This is a genomic window from Bradyrhizobium sp. 192 (assembly GCF_023100965.1).
In the GTDB taxonomy this organism is placed as follows: Bacteria; Pseudomonadota; Alphaproteobacteria; order Rhizobiales; family Xanthobacteraceae; genus Bradyrhizobium; species Bradyrhizobium symbiodeficiens.
In genome coordinates, this window is sequence record NZ_CP064690.1 from 6,584,261 (window position 1) to 6,601,720 (window position 17,460).

Genomic DNA, 17,460 nt, shown 5'->3' on the forward strand with positions numbered 1-17,460 from the left:
TCGTTCAATTGGCCGCGACGGCCGGCGCGTGCCGCGCGGGACGTCCAACTTCTACGTGATTGCAATTCGATCAATACGGTTCGGCACGATCACGCCAATTATCACATATGCGATTGATTACGGCCCTTCGCTCTCTTGCTGGGCGGAACGCGATCAAACATAGTTTCGCCCAACCACAAAAAGACTTGGGAGAAAACAATGATATCGACGAGCCGTCGCCAACTTGCGGGCGTGATCGCGGGAGCCCTTGCATTGGCCGGCCTTGCAGCGCCCGCCGCAGCCGCCGAGAAGTGGGACCTTTACATCTACAATCCCGTAGCGACCGTGGCAGCTGCCAAGGGCATGAGTGCCGTCGCCGCGCAGATCGAAAAGGACACCGGTGGCGAGCTGTCGGTCAGGCTGCACCTCGGGGGATCGCTTCCGATCAACACCACCACCATCACGCAGGCCGTAAGCGACGACGTCGTGCAGATGGGCGACGACGGATATTTTCTCGGCAACGTGCCGATTGGCGGCGTCCTGCGACTGCCGATGCTGATCCGCTCTCTCGATGAATACAAGAAGGCGGCGGACATCATGGCGCCGTACCTGGAAAAGGCCTTCGAAAAGAAGGGCGTCCTGGTGCTCGGGCAATACCTCTATCCCTACCAGGTCGCATTCTCGAGCAAGAAGCTGACTTCGCTGGCCGACGTCAAGGGCCAGAAGATCCGCGTGACGTCGCCCGAGCAGGGTGAGTTCATCAAGCGGCTCGGCGGCGTGCCGGTCACGCTCGGCGCCCCTGAAGTCCCCTCCGCGCTCGACCGCAGCATTGTCGATGGCGTCCTCACCGCCAACACCGGCGGCGGAAATACCTGGAAGGACTTGCTCAAGTTCAACTACCGGCTCGGCATCAACTATTTCAACTCCGTCGTCATCGTTAACAAGGAGCGCTTCAACAAGCTGTCGCCGGAGATCCAGGCCAAGGTCCGCAAGGCCGTCGCCGACAACATGCCGCTGATCACCAAGGCCATGGCGGATGAAGAAGACAACCTCAGCAAGAAATTTGCCGAAGGCGGCATGACGGTGACGGAGCAGCAGCCCGGCGATCTCGACGTCGGCACGAAGGCGATCTCGGCCTATTGGGACGAATGGGCGAAATCGAAGGGGCCGGATGCTGCGGCCGCGCTCAAGCAGGTTCGTACGGCGCTTGGCCGGTGATCGATCATGGCCAGCATCGAGATCAAGGAGGTGGCGCCTGACGGCGCCGTCCACCTCATCGACAACGTCTCGTCGGGCCCCGGCCCGGTCGAGAAGGTCTCGGAAGCGCTCTGCGCGATTCTCCTGATCGCCATGATCATCCTGATCGGGGCCGAGGCGATCGCGCGCAATGTGTTCGCGACGTCGCTTCAGATTACCGACGAGATCGGAGGTTATCTGCTGGTGGCGACGACCTTCCTGAGCATGTCGGTCGCCGAGGCCCATGGCGCGTTTCACCGGGTCGAACTGGTCCAGGCCCGTCTCGGACAATCTGCCCGGCTGGTGTCGCAGATCGTCTTCGACCTGATGTCGCTCGTCGCCTCCGCACTCATCACTTGGCAGCTGACGCGCCTGGTCATGAACTCATGGCGCTCGGAGGACGTGGCGCCCACGCCGCTTCAAACGCCGCTGTGGATGCCGGAGACCACAATGGCGATCGGCATGTTCCTGCTCTGCCTCGCCCTCGTGCGGACCATCCTGACCAAAGTCCGTCGCCTTCGCGGGAGTGCGCAGCCATGACCCCGGGCGTCGAACTGATTTTCGTCCTTGCGATCTTCGTCGGCCTACTCTGCGTGGGCATGACGATCCCGTTTGCGATCACCGTACCGTCCGTCCTTTATCTGCTCCTGCACGCAGGTCTCCCCGGATTGAAGGGAATCGGCCTCGTCAGTTGGGGCAGCATGAACAGCTTTACGCTGAGTGCGATCCCGCTGTTCATACTGATGGCCGAAATCCTCCAGGAGAGCCGGTTGAGCTTGCGGGTCTATCATGGCCTGTCCAAGCTGGTATCCTGGATCCCCGGCGGCCTGCTGCAAACCAACATTGCCGGCTGCGCCATCTTCGCCGCCATCAGCGGCTCGAGCGTGGTCACCGCCGCCTCGATCGGACGGGTGGCGCTGCCTGAATTGCAGAAGCGCAAATACAGTCCGCGCCTGTCCGCGGGCTCGCTCGCGGCGGGCGGCACGCTCGGCATCCTGATCCCGCCCAGCATCGCGATGATCGTCTACGGCACCTTCACCGAGACCTCCGTCGCCAAGCTGTTCATGGCCGGCGTGATGCCGGGCCTGCTGCTGACCGCGATGTTCATGGCCTATATCGCCATGCATGCGTGGTTCAGACCCGGGATCGCTCCGCGCGAGGTCGGCGCGCGGTCGGCTCGCGAACTGCTCGCGGCCCTGCTCGACGTCATCCCGTTCATGGTGCTGATCGGCGGCACCATCGGCAGCATCTATTCGGGGCTGGTCACGCCAACCGAGGCGGCGGCGGTCGGCTGCGTGCTGGCGATGATCATCGCAGTGTTCTGGGGCGAATTCAGCGTCGCGATCCTCTGGCACGCCTTGCAGACCACCGTGCGCGTGTGCGGCAACATCCTGTTCATCGTCTATGCCGCCTTCCTGTTCTCCTACGCCATCAGCTATGCCGGCGTCGGCGAGCAGATCACGCAGTTTCTTGTCGATCTGAAGCTTTCCAGGCTGGAGTTCTTCGTCGCCCTGTTCGTTCTCTACACGGTGCTGGGCTGCCTGGTCGAAAGCCTCGGCATGATCGTGGTCACGGTGCCGCTGCTCTATCCGGTTCTGGTCCAGTACGGCATCGATCCGATCTGGTTCGGCGTGATCCTGGTGCTGTTCATCGAGATGGGCCAGATCTCGCCGCCGATCGGCATCAACCTGTTCGTGATCCAGAGCATATGGTCGGGCAAGCTGAGCGACGTCGTTGCGGGCACGATCCCGTTCCACCTGATCATGTTCGCCCTGCTCGGCCTGCTGGTGATCTTCCCCGAAATCGCGATGTGGCTGCCGTCGCAAGTCACTGCTGTGCCTTAAGCGAGATGCCCTGATGTATGCACCACCCGAAGAGATCAAGACCGAGGTCTTCGCCCGACTACCGGAAAAGTTCCGCCGCAAGGACCCTGACAATGCCTGGTCGCTGGTGAACCGCCGCGGACTTGCGGCGGATTCCTTCATCGAAGGCCCATCGTTCGACCGCGATGGCAATCTCTATATCGTCGACATTCCCTATGGACGGATCTTCCGGATCTCGCCGGCGGGAGAGTTCACGCTGGTCGCCGAATATGACGGCGAGCCGAACGGGTTGAAGATCGCGCGCGACGGGCGGATCGTCATCACGGACTATCGCCATGGCCTCATGACGCTCGACCCGGCCAGCGGCAACGTTAGCTCCCTGCTGGAGCGGCGCTGGTCCGAGCGCTTCAAGGGCGTCAACGACCTGGTCTTTGCCGGCAATGGCGACATCTATTTCACCGACCAGGGCCAGACCGGGATGCATGACCCGACCGGCCGCGTCTATCGGTTGCGCGTGGACGGAGCCCTCGACCAGATCGTCAGCAACGTCCCCAGCCCGAACGGCCTTGTGCTCAACGGCAGCGAACACATTCTTTACGTGGCCGCCACCCGGGGCAATGCCATCTGGCGGATACCGCTGATGCCTGACGGCACCGCATCGAAGGTCGGGATATTCATCCAGCTGTCGGGCAGCCTAGGCGGCCCCGATGGCCTTGCGATGGACGAGCAGGATAACCTTGCGATCGCCCACGCCGGTCTTGGCACCGTCTGGATCTTCAGCCGCCTCGGCGAACCGCTCTATCGGGTTCGCTCTTGCCAGGGCCTCGCCACGACCAACGTGGCCTATGGCGGCTCCGACAACAAGAACCTCTACATCACGGAATCCGAGAGCGGTTGCGTGTTGGTCGCGCGCGTTCCTGTTGCTGGACGGCTCATGGCATCGCATCGGTAGTGCCGGACGAGATAGGCAAGGGTGGGTCGTCGTTGGCTTCGCCGCGGGCGGCGGGACCGACGTCATGGCTCGCAAGCGGCTTCCCTTCGTCGAGAAGCGGCTCGGCGGAAACGCGCGGTTTGTCGTCCTCGACAAGCCCGGCGCCGGCGGCGAGATCGCGTTCACCGCGATCGCACGCTGATCTTGGCTTTGTGGAGCGGACAACGGCAGGGAGACCTGCTGCGACTACCCTGGTGAGCCTACGAGACCCCATACATTCGCCTTCGCCAATCGAAAGGTGGCCGCCCGGGTCGCGACGCCCGCGGGCGCACCCTTGAGGACCCTGCTCGATGCGACGACCCGTCAGGGGCCGCTTATCCTCACGAACACGCTGGGCCGGCCCCGGACGTCCGATGGCTCTCGCGCGTCGTGGGGGAAAGGCTTGCGAGCGTGCCGGCATCGACGGCCTGACGTTTCATGATTTGCGCGGCACGGCGGTGGTTCGCCTTGCGATCGCAGGCGCCAGCGTGCCGCAGATCGCGGCCGTCACCGGTCATTCGTTGAAGGACGTCGAGGCCATTCTCGAGGCGCACTACCTCGGTCGCGACATTCAGCTCGCAGAAGCTGCGGTGCTGAAGCTCGAAGCGAGAACAAAACTGTAAACGGCGCTGGATTTGCCGTTTGCTCAAACCGCTAAGTGTTTGATTTATATGGTGGGCGCACCAGGGCTCGAACCTGGGACCCGCTGATTAAGAGACATCCTATTCGGATTGAAATCTCAGGGACATTTTTCCAACTAAGCCAAAATCGCTTCATTGCAGATCAATGGCTTACAATGAGTCATCCAACCGGACCGGCGTAGCCTAAGCGTCGGGGGTTCGAGTCACTAGACCGCTACATGGTTAAACCCACTACTGTGGAGGCGCTGTTCTCTTACCGGAGGGCAGCTTAACTCCCGACCTCATGCCCTGATAGCCCGCCAGCAGCCGCCGTTCTTACGCGGTCCACGCACGCCCGTGCGTCGATGTAAAATTCACGAGAAGGTTTTCCCTTTTTCGGCATGACCGCTTCGACATAGGCACCGAGGACCACCCGCTGGGGGTTCATTCTGAGACCAGAGGCCGGCTCCTCGGTCGAGTGGCGCCTTTCCAAATGCCAAGCTTCCAACCGCTGGCCGTAAGTTCTCGATTTCAGTTCCAACCATTGGCTCGAGCGAACTCAGAATGGCGGAATCAAAACCTGCTTGATTATATAGTGATTTCAAGCCGCTTTTGGAAAGAATGGCCGAAACACGCTCCAGTAATTCCAATAGGTTGGCCATTGTTTCCAAATGAAAATGACGCAGCTAGCGATCGATGAGCATCGCAGCTGCACTTCAGAGTGGCTTAGGCTTGGGGGCGCACTATCGCGCATGCAAGGCCTTGAAGTAAGCATCTGAAGATCCCGATAAAGCGGCTAATTAACAGTCAGCCCCGGGTTGAGAACAATCAATGACTTACTAGTCGCCCCACTGGGATTTACAACCAAAGGTAGGCATTCGTCGCATGATCATAATGATTGCACTGCCTGATATCTGCGAAGCGCTCTGAACGCCGAAGCATCTGGAACGCGGTGTGGCCGGCGGTGAAGCGAGGCCGCGCCACCTCGACACCATGGCCCTCAAGCTCTGCATGGAGCTATGGAAACCACTTTGTATCCGGCGCGCCATGTGCGCCGTGCAGCACGACTACCCGCAATTCCGCCCGCATACGCATCCCAATCCGCTTACATGTCCCTCAGGAACTGCCGGAGTCGCTTTTGATTATTCACGTCTCGAAAGTCGCCATCTCGAACGCACTGCCCTCATTGGAGTAGAGCGACAGCGGCCTTAACGGGAGGGAGTGAACAGGCACTCTCGCCAGGACACAAGGGAGCCTGCCGTGCTTTCGCTGATGGATATTGCTGCCGTTCTGCTTACATTGTCTGCCGTCTTCGGCTGGCTCAATCACAAATTCCTGCCACTGTCCCGCAGCGTAGGACTTCTCGTGATGAGCGTCCTGACGTCATTGCTCCTGATCGGCTTGGATGCGGCAGTTCCCAACATTCAACTGCTCGACCAGCTTGCCAGTGGGCTCCGGCAGATCGATTTTTGACGAAGTCGTTGTGAACGGGATGCTTGCATTTCTTCTGTTCGCTGGCGCCCTGCACGTGGATCTGGAGACACTCAGGAGCCGCGCATTTCCCGTGCTTCTTCTGGCCGTGTTCGGCACGCTGATCTCAACGGCGCTCGTCGGTCTAATCTTTTGGCTGATCTGCGGCCTTATGACCTTACCTGTGCCGCTCGCCTGGGCGTTCGTCTTCGGAGCATTGATAAGCCCGACGGATCCGGTGGCCGTTCTCACCACACTTCGCAACACGAATGTGCCGAAGGAGCTACAGATCGAGGCCGAGGGCGAAGCGTTGTTCAACGACGGCGTCGGGATTGTCCTGTTCACGATTCTGCTTCGTTTCGCGAGCTCGGACGATGGTACGCATGTCTCGGTTGCCGATGTCGCGCAGTTACTGGTTCGTGAAGCTGGTGGCGGGATCGTGCTAGGCTTGTTGAGCGGCTACATCGCGTATCGCGCGATGCGGCTCATTGACGATTATGCAATCGAGGTGCTGATCTCCCTTGCGCTCGTCACTGCGACCTATGCGCTCGCGCTTCATTTGCACGTTAGCGGGCCGCTTTCCATGGTCGCCGCAGGTCTTCTCATCGGCGACCGGGGACCGCGATATGCGATGAGTGAGCGGACACAGGGGTATCTGTTCGCGCTCTGGACTCTTATCGACGAAATTCTTAACTCCGTCCTTTTTTTGCTTATCGGGCTCGAGACCTTGATACTGCGATTTGAACTTCGCAGTCTCGTTCTGGCCGCGGCAACTGTGCCAGTCGTCCTGTTCGCGCGGTTTGCCTCGGTTGGAGTGCAGCCGTTTCTGTTCGGGTGGACACGGCTGCTCTCGTTGCGCAACGCACCTTTCCTGACCTGGGCAGGCGTGCGTGGCGGCATTTCAGTTGCGCTAGCCTTGTCGCTGCCAGATAGCCCGGCCAAGGCCGCCATACTCGCCTCAACCTATGCGGTCGTCCTGTTTAGCATCATCATCCAAAGCTCGACTCTGGGCTGGGTTGCAAGACGTACTGTGGGTCAATAGATTAGCTCTCCTCGAGGGGGATCTGGCTCCGCTCGGTCAATCCTCATAGCTGTCGATGACGGCATCTGCGATGACGCGTTTGGTGAGGACGCCGACGATATCGTTCACGCGCGGGCGTGAGGCAGAACGGATAACGATTGCCGCGCCGGCACGATGGCGCTTCAACCTGGCAAACACCAAGCTCAAAAGATCCTGGTCGCGGCAAATCACCATCCGCCGCTCGACGAATTGCTCGACCGCGACAACTGGGTTGGATTGCGACTCCGCCCATAAGCCGGAACGTGGTGGGATCAGCCCAACAATTCGGCCTTCGCGCTCAACTACGATAGGAAGTGCATCATTGATATCTTCCGCAGCCATAGCCTGTTTTAGTGTCGTACCTACCCCGGCGACGATAAAGCGCCTTTCCATGATGTCCTGGGCCTGCTTCACCAGATAGAGGTTGATATGCCGTTCCTTTGGAATGCGGTGCCCGCGGTGGCGCAGCTTGACCGTGTAAATCGTTTCGTTGACGAGTGCACGCCTCACGCCTGCAGCCAACGCTACCGCAACGATAACTGGAACGATGATTGCGTAATCGCGCGTCATTTCGAACACCATCACGATCGCCGTCATGACGCCGCCCGTACCTGCCCCAACGATGGCCGCCATTCCAACGATCGCGGCCGAGGATGGCGTTAGCCCTGAATGAGGCAGGATAGAATTGGTTGCGGTGGCGAAGGCGGCCCCCAGGGTGGCGCCGAGGTAAAGCGATGGCGAGAAGACCCCGCCCGACGCCCCGCAGCCGAGGCTGACCGTCGTTGCCAACAGCTTCAGCACGAACAGCAGCGCCAGTAACCCCGCCGCTGTCATTTTGTGGTCAAGTATCTCCTGAACGACAGAGTAGCCCACTCCGTCGACGTAGGAGTGACCAAAGGCATGCGTGAGCATCACCATCATTAGACCGATTGACGACATGCCAATGATGTTCTGAACATACTCGTTACCTGTCAGCTTCGGAAAGCCATCTTCCATAAAGACGAGCAGACGGATGAATGCCCAAGCTGCCACTCCAGACAGGAGGCCGAGCAGGACGAATGCGACAGCTTCCTGCGGATTGAAGGATGCAACCATGCTGAACTGCATATCCGGAACCGAAAAAGCCGGATCCGGACCGATCAGGATGCGCCCGATCGTCGTCGCGGCGCCCGTGGCAACGACGACTGGAAGGAATGTCCGATTTGAAACTTCCGGCAGAAGAATTTCCAGAGCAAACAGCACGCCGCCCAGCGGAGTATTGAAGGTTGCGGCAATGCCAGCGCCGGCGCCCGCGGACAGCAGCGTGATCCTCTGCCGGGTCGAAAGCCCGATGAATTGGGCAAAGGCTGAGCCCAGGGCTGAGCCAATCTGAATGATAGGCCCCTCCCGCCCGACGGCGGCGCCGCTCCCGATCGATACTGCGGATGCCAGCGCCTTTACCAAGGCTACCGCGCCGCGAATTCTGCCGCGCTTGTAAAATATCGAATCCATGACTTCAGGTACGCCATGACCCTTGGCCTCAGGAGCGAACCGCCGGACGAGGAAGACGACGAGGAGGCCGCCGATCACAGGTGCGAGTAGAATAAAGTCTCCGAAAGGGCTGGGACCCTCGCTGATGTTCGCGTCATAAGCGACACTCAGCGTCCCCCTGTAAAACAAATTGTGCACCAGGGCGATCAGAACGCGAAAGGCGACGGCTCCAAACCCGGTCAGGACACCGATCGTCAACGCGAGCGCGCAAAGCACGAGAAGGCTGACCTTCCGCTCTTCAGCAAACCCCTTAACGCTGCTGCCGATCAGGGCTTTTCTTGTGCCGTAAGACAGGACTGAGGCCATTTGGTCACCCGGGCGTACGATACGAGGATACGAACTCCCGGTTCCGAAAAGTGGTTCCTGCGACAGGTTGGGGGACAACGGCGTCAATCGAGCGTCCACATCCCCACGATCGCACCTCTCTTCTGGTGGGCGTTACTTCATGGCACCCGGAGCCAAACGTAGTCAGGAAGTTCCAGTTCGTCGGCGATGTCTCGCCCAATTGCGAGCCTCGCCACGCCTGGTATCGAGAAACTTCTGACCACGAGGTTGCGGAAGAGCATCCCCAAACGCGTTCTCGGCGCCAGCGCCCCAGCAAAGCGCTCGGCACCCAGCTGTTTCCGGCCTATATAACTCTTCAACCGCGCTTCGTATCTGGCAAACGCCTCGGAATGTCGTCCACCGGCCAGGGCGAGTTCGCCGGCCAACACATAGGCTGAAATCATCGCCAGCGCCGACCCCTGACCCGCCAGAAGCGAGACGCAGAAGGCGGCATCGCCAATGAGTGCTATCCGACCTCGTGACCAGTGGGGCATCCTGATCTGACTGACGGTGTCGAAGTAGAGTTCGCCGGCGCGCTCCAGTTCGGCGAGCATCTGATCGCACTCCCAGCCATCTCCCCCATAGATTTCACGAAGGAGCGCTTTTTGCGAGGCCGGCGTTTCCGGCAAAACTGAGTGATGCTCAGCAAATACCAAGAGAAACAATGTACGATCATCATGCAGCGTAAAGCGGCCTACCATGCGGCCCGGTTGACCGTAGATCAGATACACATCCTCCTCACGCGGCCGATAGCCCGGAGCTTCGAACGCGGCCACGATATACCCCAGATGTCGCTCGAACCGCGTCGGCGGTCCAAAAGCCAACTTCCGAACGGCCGAATGCAGGCCGTCTGCCCCAATGAGAAGGTCAAACCTGCGCCTGCCGCCGTGCTTCAGTTGGACTTCGACGCCATCCGGTTTCTCATCGACGAGAATGATCTCGTCTCCGAAAATGGCTTCAACGCAGCCGCTGATCCGTTCGAACAGCATGCGCGAGAGGTCACTGCGCTGAAGAGTAACGTATTTTCCATTCGTCAACTCGGCGAAAACGTCGATACCGAAGCCGGCCAGCCGATGACCAGCTTCATCTACGATCCGAAACTCCTGAGCGTGGTAGCCGTCACGGTTGATCGCCGGGATTAATCCCATCCGTTCGGCGATGGTGTAGCCCAGCCCCCAGAAGTCGATGACATAGCCTCCGCTCCGCAGCGTGGAGGCGCGCTCGACGAGCGTCGGTTGAAAGCCGGCTGCTTTCAGCCAATAGGCAAGCGTGGGCCCGGCAATTCCAACCCCGGAGATTAGAACGCTGTTCATGCCATCTCCTCAAAACGAACGACGATCGGCACACGATCCCCGAGCTCGCTCTGGTGCTTCGGTGGTCTTGAGACGAGAATTATTCGCTTGCGTACAAGAACATTTGAGGCCGCGACAGAGTATTACATTCATCGCGACGGGATCGCCGCGATGATGTTCCGAGCACTCTCGCCTGCGCAACTTCAATCTCGAGCTTCGGAGACTGGACTGCTCCGACAAAGGATACGACTTGGAAAACAAGTTGACTGTTCATGTCCGGCATATCGAGCGCACCCTTCGTGTAAGCGCAATCGCTCTATTCTTCGCTCTTTCGGTCTGGCTGCTTCGCGACATACTGTTGCTCTTGTTCAGCGCCGTGGTCATCGCTTGCGTCTTGCGGGGCGCCAGCGACGCGGTCCGTCGCGTAACGCGCCTCGGGCCATACACGGCTTTGATTTCCGTCATTCTCGTGACAGGCCTCGCACTCGGTGCGCTGCTGTGGTGGAGGGGCAGCGCCATTTTCAATCAAGCCGACGAAATCAGCCGGCAACTGAGAACCCAACTTTCGCGGATATGGGACGAACTGCAAAACAGCTCGTGGGGCTCGATCTTAGCTCAACAGTTGCAGATCGCCGGAAAGTCTCTGCGCACTGGCCTGACCGGCTACGTCACAGGCGTCGTTGGCTCCGTTCTCGGCATAGGTGGCACTCTCGTCGTTACGGCGGCGACAGCCGTATTTCTCGCTGCCTCGCCCCAACTCTATCTTGAAGGCTCTCTTCGTTTGCTTCCAATGGCTTGGCGACCACGCGGCCGCCACGTCGCCGGAGAGCTTGGTGCTACGCTTAGGCTCTGGTTTCTCGGCCAACTCGTCGACATGCTGATCGTGGGCGTGCTGCTCGGATTGGGCCTTCTCCTCATTGGCTCGCCTTTGCCACTATCACTGGCCCTACTGGCGGCCCTTCTGAACTTCGTACCATACATCGGGGCACTTGCAGGCGCAGTGCCGGCGATCCTTGTCGCTCTGGCACAGTCTGAGCTGCTGCCGGTTTGATGGACACCAGGTTAAGCTAATCCCACCTTACGCTCGAACTCAACGGGGCTGAGATAGCCGATGGTCGAATGACGCCGGACGGCGTTATAGAACCGCTCGATGTAGTCGAACACATCTGCTCTTGCCTCGTTCCTGGTGCGATAGGTCTTGCGCTCGGTGCGCTCGGTCTTCAACGACGAGAAGAAGCTCTCCATCGCCGCGTTGTCCCACACATTGCCGGATCGGCTCATGCTGCAAACGATCCCGCTGTCGGCCATCAGGCGCTGGAACTGTTCGCTGACGTATTGGCTGCCGCGATCGGAATGATGCATCAAAGCATCCGGGTTGCCGCGGCGCCAGACTGCCATCAACAGGGCATCGGCAACCAATTGCGCTGTCATACTAGAGCTCATCGACCAGCCGACCACACGGCGCGAGAACAGGTCGATCACGGCCGACACGTAGAGCCAGCCCTCGGCGGTCCAGATGTAGGTGAAGTCGGCGATCCACTTCTGGTTCGGCCGCTCAGCCACAAACTGACGATCCAGAAGGTTCGCCGGCACGTTCGCTATCTGCCGGTCGCCTTCGTCCTTCGGCAGGCGCCGGCGCCTTGGTCTCGCCCGCAAGGCCTGCAGGCGCATCAGCCGCTCGATTCGATGCAGGCCGCAGTCGACGCCGTCTGCCAGAAGGTCTCTCCAGACGCGCCGTGCGCCATAGGTCCGGTCGCTGGCAACGAAGCTCGCCTTGACCCTCTGGCCTACCGTCTCGTCGCTTCGGGATCTGGCGCTGGGCGATCGGTTCAGCCAGGCATGGAAGCCCGACCGCGATACGCCCATTGCTTCGCATAGCCATGCCACCGGCCAGATGGTCCGGTGCTTCGCGATGAAGCCGAACTTCATGTCGCTTCCTTCGCGAAGTAGGCAGCGGCCTTTTTTAGGATGTCCCGCTCCGCCTTCAGCTTGGTGACCTCGCGCCGCAGCCGCTCGATCTCCAATTGCTCAGGCTTCATTTGCCCGTGGCCGGGGAAGGCCTGAACGGGATCGGAGCCGAACTCCTTCACCCATTTGCGCAGCACGTTCTCATGAACCCCCAGGTCGCGGCCGGCTTGCGCCACCGACACCCCTCGTTCCCTGACAAGCTTGACCGCCTCGACCTTGAACTCTCGACTGAACTTCCGTCTCTGCATGACCACCTCCGGCTTCATGAAACACCCAATCTCGGTGTCCATCAAACCGGCAGCAGCTCAGTCTCCTGTCCTTGCCGCTTGGGTCGCTCTCTTGTTCTTGACGATCCAGCTGTTGGAGGGAAATGTCATCGCACCATGGATTCAGAAGCGAACCGTCTCGCTGCCGCCCGCACTTACGATACTTTCCCAAACCGTTCTCGGCACTCTCTTCGGTTTGATCGGATTGATCGTTGCCACGCCTTTGATCGCTGTCCTGCTCGTTGCCGTCCGCATGATCTATGTTGAAGCGTTCCTGGAGCGCGAGAGTAGACCGGCTTCCCTCGTTGAAGAACACCACTAAAAGAGCGGAGGCTGTGTAGTTTGTACGGTGTCGTACACTCGCGACTCCGGCCGGGCACTCGGCGCGACAAAGTGTCCCGAACTCTTGAGGCGAGAAACCAACATAGCAGGCTCAAGTTGAGACCGCATTCTGAAGCTAGAGGAGCCACAGATGCGGAGACTTACACTTGCCCTTTCTCTCACCGGCCTCATCGCGATTTCTCCCGTCGGCAGTACGCAAGCTGCACCTTTGACCGCGCTCTCGGCTGCCGCGAGCCCGACGCAGCACACGTCGGCAGTGCAGGATAATCTCACCCAGATTCGCTGGCGTGGCGGCTGGGGGATCGGCGCCGGCCTGCTGGCAGGAGCCTTGATCGGCTCCGCCATTGCGACCCCGTACTATGAGGAATATCCGCCATACTATGGTTACAGATACCCCTACGGCTACCGTGGGTACTATCCGGCTTACGCCTATACACCTTACTGGGGTGGCTATGGTTGGAGGCCGCGACCATACGCCTGGGGCCCGCCCCCCTTGCGCTATAGCTACGGCTGGTCCGCGCCGAGGCCGTGGGGATATACGGTCCGGCGCGCGCACCCCTGGCGTCATAGCTACGGCTGGGCGCCGCGGCACTATCGGCACCACCATCACGGCGTGATCCGTGCGCACCATCGGTGGTGACGCTGCGCCTGTAGCAAAGTGCCCGGCCGCATTCAGTCAGTGGAGAAGCGCGCCGGGCGACGACGAACATTTCGTTGGAGAGGCTGCTGTCGACGTCGGGACAGAACCACCGATCGCAGAACAGGATGTCCGTCAGCCATTCGAAAGACTTCGAGAGGGCAATCACGGTGCAAGATTGGCTGTGTTGACGTCCTGCTTCCGACTGACGTGCGTACCTACGGCTCGTTCCGCCGAGTATCAAAGCTCGTGCTTCCACAATGCGGGCATTTCGGAATCTTGTGTCCTTTTGTGACGTGAGTGGCCTGATGACATCGCTCACACCTGAAGTCTCCAGTCTCTTGGGCTGTCTCACCTGCATGCGCCGCCATGATACTTCTCCCTGTTGAGCGCGGGCGCCCCGTTTGGTCAAAGGGTCGCGAGCGGAAAGAGTTGCTAATTGTGTTCGGGGTCGTCAAAGCAACACCCTCAACCGATCGGAGCTTGCCCTACATGCGTTCTTTGACGCCTGCCTCTACAAGCCACCAATTCACCGGGTAGCTCGTGAAAAATCCCGCGATCATCGCAATCTGCATCATGAACCAAAACTCCGGCATCGACGGCTCGAGCCTCACCCCGAATAGATTCCTGAAGATCGCGAACTGGGCGATTGCCATAAAGCCGTACATACCGATCTGCCAAGCAGTCAGGGAGAGAGTGTCTGCCTTCACAGCCTGGACGATTCCTGCGCCCGGTGACAAGTCGCGCATCGGTTTGATCGTGAAGTACTGAAATGCGACGCCGAGCACGAACGCGAACAGGTAATCCACAACCCAGATCGCGAACATCTTCTCGGAAAAAACGCTTTTCCATCCGGCCCAGATCGCAATCACCGGGAACGCAAGCGCAAGGCTTTCAGCGATGATGTCCCCGAGGGTACATCCGGCTCCGCAGTGCATGGCACCTTTTGCCACCATGACAGGGAACGGAGTGCCCTTCTTACTATCGGAGTGCTCATTTGTGTCAGTCGAAACACGTGCTGCAAGCCGCCCGAACTGGTAGTACATCCACAAGGTCAGTACGGTGCCGAACAGAGCGTTGACTGGCCAGACGATGTTCATGATCCACATGCGCTGTGAATGGCGGATCAGGTCGATCGCGATTACAACCGCGCAGACAAGTCCGACGGCCAGACTAGCCAGCGCCACATCTCTAAGCCAAACTGGAATCATGGCTCCTCCGTTGCTCGGAGACGAAAACGTTCTGAAGATCGCTTTCGTTCAATTCGAGTCGTGGAGTTGGCCAGGATCAAGAGCTTTATCGGGCGAGCTCTCTGCACAAGTCGTTTTCGAGGTTCAATTCTCACCCGGCAGGCGGCGGCCGATCTGCCGATCATACTCGCGCTGTATCAATCCAGAGCACGAACAAGCCGAGTGCTCCAGCTGAACCCGGTCAGCCAGAGTTATCGCAGCCCGGCTGTTGCGGATGATGCCGGCCTGTTCGAGGGCTTCGAGACACTCGCTGACGCTTGCTCGACGAATCCCGAGCAATTGAGCCAAGACGGCATGTGTGATCGGCAGCTCGCTGGACCCCATCGCGTTCGCCGCAACGAGAAGCCACCGGGCAAGTCGCTGCTTGACGGAATGGAGCGAATTGCAGGCTCCCGCCTGTGACGTCTGAAACAGGACAAGATTGATGTAAGAGAGGATCACTCCGCGGAGCACCCCAAGATCGTCGAGCGCGGCGAGAAAGGCCCGCGCCGGAATTCGCAGTGCCGTTCCGCCCACCTGAACGACTCGCCGGTGCGGCGGCATCGGATCCTCTGGCGCCAATACGCAAGGCGCCCCGATCATTCCTTCCGAGCCGACCAGCCAAGCCTCCACGAAGCGCCCAGCCTCGACCTTGGCTGAGACGGATACGAGGCCGCTGCCAAGAAAGTAGACGTATTCCATCGGCAAGCGCCAATGGTGGAGGACCTGACGCGGCTTGAGCTCGACATCCGTCCCCATCGACTGAAGCACTGCCAATTCGGCCTCTGGAATGCAACGCAACAGCTTGTTACGTGAACCCAGGGGCCTAATGGTGCCTTTAAGCTCAATGGGGCCCAAATCCGGGCTTGTCGCCTGGCCATCCTGCATTGCACTGCTCCCCTAGTCCGGAGACCGATTAGAAGGCATCCGCCAGTCCTGAGAGAGTACGCGTTCCGGTCGGCAGCGGTTCCCTTTTCGTGCATGCAACTATTTTCCGTGTGCTTCGCCCCCGTTTGAGGCGCTCCCGCCGAAGCGAAGGGCGGCGCGTACCAAAGCCAAATGGCTCAATGGTTGGGGGAAGTTGCGAGCAAGGCGTAGATCACGAACGTTGAATTCCTCAGCTAAAAGCCCCCTTTATTTCGCCCATGCAACAGGCGCTCGAAGATTCTCTCCGCTTCAGCCCGCAAGAGCGAGCGCTTAACAGCCTCAGGCGACTGCGTCTCAACATCGAACTTCACAATCCAACCGCGCCAACCTCTCCAACGGCTTCATTCACTCACCATCCCGCGCCAGCAGACGAACATCGCGGGCCCTTCTCTGGACGAGCGGCGATGTTCGCCGAAGGTGGAGGACTACTTCGACGCCGCGTTGTTGTTCGAAGAGCCGGCCCCGGTCGTGCTCTGAGACTTGGCTGCGGAGCCGGTCGTGGTCGTGTTCATGGCTTCGAACACGGACATGCCATGTGGACCGATCGTCATCACCATCGGATCGCCGTCCTTCGTCTTGGCCTGGACGACGAAGGATTCGGCAACGATCTTGATGTCGGTGAAACCTGCCTTCTTCAGATCATCCTGGATTTTCTGCACCGCCGTGTTCTGGCCCGAGCTGGTGGCTGCTTGCGAGGGTGCCGTGGAATTGGCGCCACTTTGCGCGAGTACCGGACTGGAAGCCGCGGCTGCGAACAAGAAGGCTGCCAGAAGTTTGGTCTTCATCGCTGTCTCCTACGGTTTTGACGGATCAATATCGTGACAGCGCTGGCCAGCCCCAGACGTTCCGCCAGAGACAGTTGCGGTCGCGCGAAGTCGGTACGAGACCGAACGAAGCGGCGGACGAGCTTCTGCCACTTGCGGCCAATTCCGCCGGAAAGCAATTCGGGCGCGGACTCTCCCTCTCCCAACGCCAATCGGCTGGCGTGGCTGAATATCTCGTAACCATCGTCACGCGCGACCGCGACGAGCGTGACCCCAGCTCCTTCAGCGACCTCGATCGCCAGCGAAGTCGGGGCCGAGACGGCGACGAGGAGCGGCACGCCCATTCTTGCTGTCTTTTGCACCAGCTCGACGGATACCCGACTGGTGATAAGGACAGCTCCCGAAGACGTCTCCAGGCCGGCTCTGGCAACCGCGCCCGCGAGCTTGTCCAGCGCGTTGTGGCGACCGACATCTTCTTTTAGCAAGCGAATGGTATTGCCATCCCAGAACGCCGCAGCGTGCATCGCCCCTGTCGCCTGGTTGTGATGCTGGAGCGGCCGTAGCGAGCGCATCGCCGTCAAGATGTCGAAGGGGCGAAACCCGCTCCGGCTGACGATGCGCGGCAGCCGCGGGCAAGCGTGCTCTAGGCTTTCGATTCCGCACAGGCCGCAGCCGACCGGCCCGACCATCGCCCTCCGCCTGCTTGCAAGGAGATCACCATCGGAGTTGTCGAGCCAGATCCGCACTTCGCAACCGAGCTCGAGCTCGACGATTTCGATGCTGATGATGCCCTCGTACCGCTCGACAATGCCCTCGCTCAAGCTAAATCCTACGCCAAAATCCAAGAGGTCGGCGGGCGAGGCCATCATCACAGCGTAAGTCGAGCCGTTGTATGTGAGTGCAATCGGCCGCTCCTCTGCGACCCTGCGGGAGGATGGGATTGGGCGGCTCCCTCGCCACACCAACTCCGGTTTGTCGAGCGTACAGCGATCATCCATGTCCAACTCCCATTGGCGTCTGCCA

At 59.9% G+C, this 17,460-nt stretch carries 15 protein-coding genes and 1 pseudogene; 9 read left to right on the forward strand and 7 right to left on the reverse strand.

The genetic code is table 11. The annotated features are described in order from the left end of the window. The first annotated feature begins 198 nt into the window (after positions 1-198). The 6 genes and pseudogenes from dctP (at position 199) to IVB24_RS30860 (ending at position 7,140) form a co-directional block, all read left to right on the forward strand. On the forward strand, positions 199-1,197 hold the full coding sequence (gene dctP / locus IVB24_RS30835; RefSeq protein WP_247770230.1) for a TRAP transporter substrate-binding protein DctP: 999 nt from the start codon (positions 199-201) through the stop codon (positions 1,195-1,197). Between the two features lie 6 nt (positions 1,198-1,203). Further along, positions 1,204-1,755, forward strand: a complete 552-nt coding sequence (locus IVB24_RS30840) for a TRAP transporter small permease (RefSeq protein ID WP_166468467.1) — start codon at positions 1,204-1,206, stop codon at positions 1,753-1,755. Continuing rightward, complete coding sequence (locus IVB24_RS30845) at positions 1,752-3,059, forward strand: TRAP transporter large permease (protein WP_247770231.1); 1,308 nt, start codon at positions 1,752-1,754, stop codon at positions 3,057-3,059. Before IVB24_RS30840 ends, IVB24_RS30845 begins: the two co-directional genes overlap by 4 nt. A 13-nt stretch (positions 3,060-3,072) precedes the next feature. After that, the gene (locus IVB24_RS30850; protein WP_247770232.1) at positions 3,073-3,990 is read left to right on the forward strand and encodes an SMP-30/gluconolactonase/LRE family protein; all 918 of its coding nucleotides are present in this window, start codon (positions 3,073-3,075) and stop codon (positions 3,988-3,990) included. Between the two features lie 392 nt (positions 3,991-4,382). Continuing rightward, positions 4,383-4,631, forward strand: a complete 249-nt coding sequence (locus IVB24_RS30855; protein ID WP_247770233.1) for a hypothetical protein — start codon at positions 4,383-4,385, stop codon at positions 4,629-4,631. 1,257 nt (positions 4,632-5,888) lie between these two features. Next, positions 5,889-7,140 (forward strand): annotated as a pseudogene (locus tag IVB24_RS30860) (sodium:proton antiporter). A gap of 36 nt (positions 7,141-7,176) precedes the next feature. On the opposite strand, the gene IVB24_RS30865 reads toward IVB24_RS30860, so the two are convergent. Next, complete coding sequence (locus tag IVB24_RS30865; protein WP_247770234.1) at positions 7,177-8,994, reverse strand: chloride channel protein; 1,818 nt, start codon at positions 8,992-8,994, stop codon at positions 7,177-7,179. A 137-nt stretch (positions 8,995-9,131) separates the two neighbouring features. Then, positions 9,132-10,325 carry an FAD-binding domain gene (locus IVB24_RS30870; protein WP_247770235.1) on the reverse strand — a complete coding sequence of 398 codons (1,194 nt, stop codon included), beginning with the start codon at positions 10,323-10,325 and terminating at the stop codon, positions 9,132-9,134. A 229-nt stretch (positions 10,326-10,554) separates the two neighbouring features. On the opposite strand from IVB24_RS30870, the gene IVB24_RS30875 reads away from it, so the two are divergent. Further along, entirely contained in the window at positions 10,555-11,355 is an 801-nt protein-coding gene (locus IVB24_RS30875; RefSeq protein WP_247770236.1) for an AI-2E family transporter, read from the forward strand. 11 nt (positions 11,356-11,366) lie between these two features. Here the strand turns inward: IVB24_RS30875 and IVB24_RS30880 are convergent. Then, a protein-coding gene (locus tag IVB24_RS30880; protein ID WP_247768201.1) for an IS3 family transposase occupies positions 11,367-12,520 on the reverse strand; the annotation gives its coding sequence in 2 pieces (ribosomal slippage) (positions 11,367-12,271 and positions 12,271-12,520; 1,155 coding nt in all). On the opposite strand from IVB24_RS30880, the gene IVB24_RS30885 reads away from it, so the two are divergent. Further along, complete coding sequence (locus tag IVB24_RS30885) at positions 12,519-12,860, forward strand: AI-2E family transporter (protein WP_247770237.1); 342 nt, start codon at positions 12,519-12,521, stop codon at positions 12,858-12,860. The genes IVB24_RS30880 and IVB24_RS30885 overlap by 2 nt on opposite strands. A gap of 150 nt (positions 12,861-13,010) precedes the next feature. Beyond that, on the forward strand, positions 13,011-13,520 hold the full coding sequence (locus tag IVB24_RS30890; RefSeq protein ID WP_247770238.1) for a hypothetical protein: 510 nt from the start codon (positions 13,011-13,013) through the stop codon (positions 13,518-13,520). A 485-nt stretch (positions 13,521-14,005) separates the two neighbouring features. Here IVB24_RS30890 and IVB24_RS30895 read toward each other — a convergent pair whose 3' ends face one another. From IVB24_RS30895 to fdhD, 4 genes are all read right to left on the reverse strand, one after another. Continuing rightward, complete coding sequence (locus tag IVB24_RS30895) at positions 14,006-14,728, reverse strand: DUF4396 domain-containing protein (protein ID WP_247770239.1); 723 nt, start codon at positions 14,726-14,728, stop codon at positions 14,006-14,008. Positions 14,729-14,851: 123 nt separating this feature from the next. Beyond that, positions 14,852-15,634 (reverse strand): Crp/Fnr family transcriptional regulator, encoded by a 783-nt coding sequence (locus tag IVB24_RS30900; protein WP_247770240.1) that lies wholly within the window; start codon positions 15,632-15,634, stop codon positions 14,852-14,854. A gap of 464 nt (positions 15,635-16,098) precedes the next feature. Continuing rightward, positions 16,099-16,458 (reverse strand): hypothetical protein, encoded by a 360-nt coding sequence (locus IVB24_RS30905; RefSeq protein ID WP_247770241.1) that lies wholly within the window; start codon positions 16,456-16,458, stop codon positions 16,099-16,101. Continuing rightward, a complete protein-coding gene (gene fdhD / locus IVB24_RS30910; protein ID WP_346771344.1) occupies positions 16,455-17,435 on the reverse strand; it encodes a formate dehydrogenase accessory sulfurtransferase FdhD in 981 nt (326 codons plus the stop codon). Before fdhD ends, IVB24_RS30905 begins: the two co-directional genes overlap by 4 nt. Positions 17,436-17,460 lie beyond the last annotated feature (25 nt).

Bases quoted from the DNA above. Each gene is read 5' to 3' on its own strand.
- dctP (WP_247770230.1), top strand. From the start codon at position 199: ATGATATCGACGAGCCGTCGCCAACTTGCGGGCGTGATCGCGGGAGCC.
- IVB24_RS30840 (WP_166468467.1), top strand. From the start codon at position 1,204: ATGGCCAGCATCGAGATCAAGGAGGTGGCGCCTGACGGCGCCGTCCAC.
- IVB24_RS30845 (WP_247770231.1), top strand. From the start codon at position 1,752: ATGACCCCGGGCGTCGAACTGATTTTCGTCCTTGCGATCTTCGTCGGC.
- IVB24_RS30850 (WP_247770232.1), top strand. From the start codon at position 3,073: ATGTATGCACCACCCGAAGAGATCAAGACCGAGGTCTTCGCCCGACTA.
- IVB24_RS30855 (WP_247770233.1), top strand. From the start codon at position 4,383: ATGGCTCTCGCGCGTCGTGGGGGAAAGGCTTGCGAGCGTGCCGGCATC.
- IVB24_RS30865 (WP_247770234.1), bottom strand. From the start codon at position 8,994: ATGGCCTCAGTCCTGTCTTACGGCACAAGAAAAGCCCTGATCGGCAGC.
- IVB24_RS30870 (WP_247770235.1), bottom strand. From the start codon at position 10,325: ATGAACAGCGTTCTAATCTCCGGGGTTGGAATTGCCGGGCCCACGCTT.
- IVB24_RS30885 (WP_247770237.1), top strand. From the start codon at position 12,519: ATGACCACCTCCGGCTTCATGAAACACCCAATCTCGGTGTCCATCAAA.
- IVB24_RS30890 (WP_247770238.1), top strand. From the start codon at position 13,011: ATGCGGAGACTTACACTTGCCCTTTCTCTCACCGGCCTCATCGCGATT.
- IVB24_RS30895 (WP_247770239.1), bottom strand. From the start codon at position 14,728: ATGATTCCAGTTTGGCTTAGAGATGTGGCGCTGGCTAGTCTGGCCGTC.
- IVB24_RS30900 (WP_247770240.1), bottom strand. From the start codon at position 15,634: ATGCAGGATGGCCAGGCGACAAGCCCGGATTTGGGCCCCATTGAGCTT.
- IVB24_RS30905 (WP_247770241.1), bottom strand. From the start codon at position 16,458: ATGAAGACCAAACTTCTGGCAGCCTTCTTGTTCGCAGCCGCGGCTTCC.
- fdhD (WP_346771344.1), bottom strand. From the start codon at position 17,435: ATGGATGATCGCTGTACGCTCGACAAACCGGAGTTGGTGTGGCGAGGG.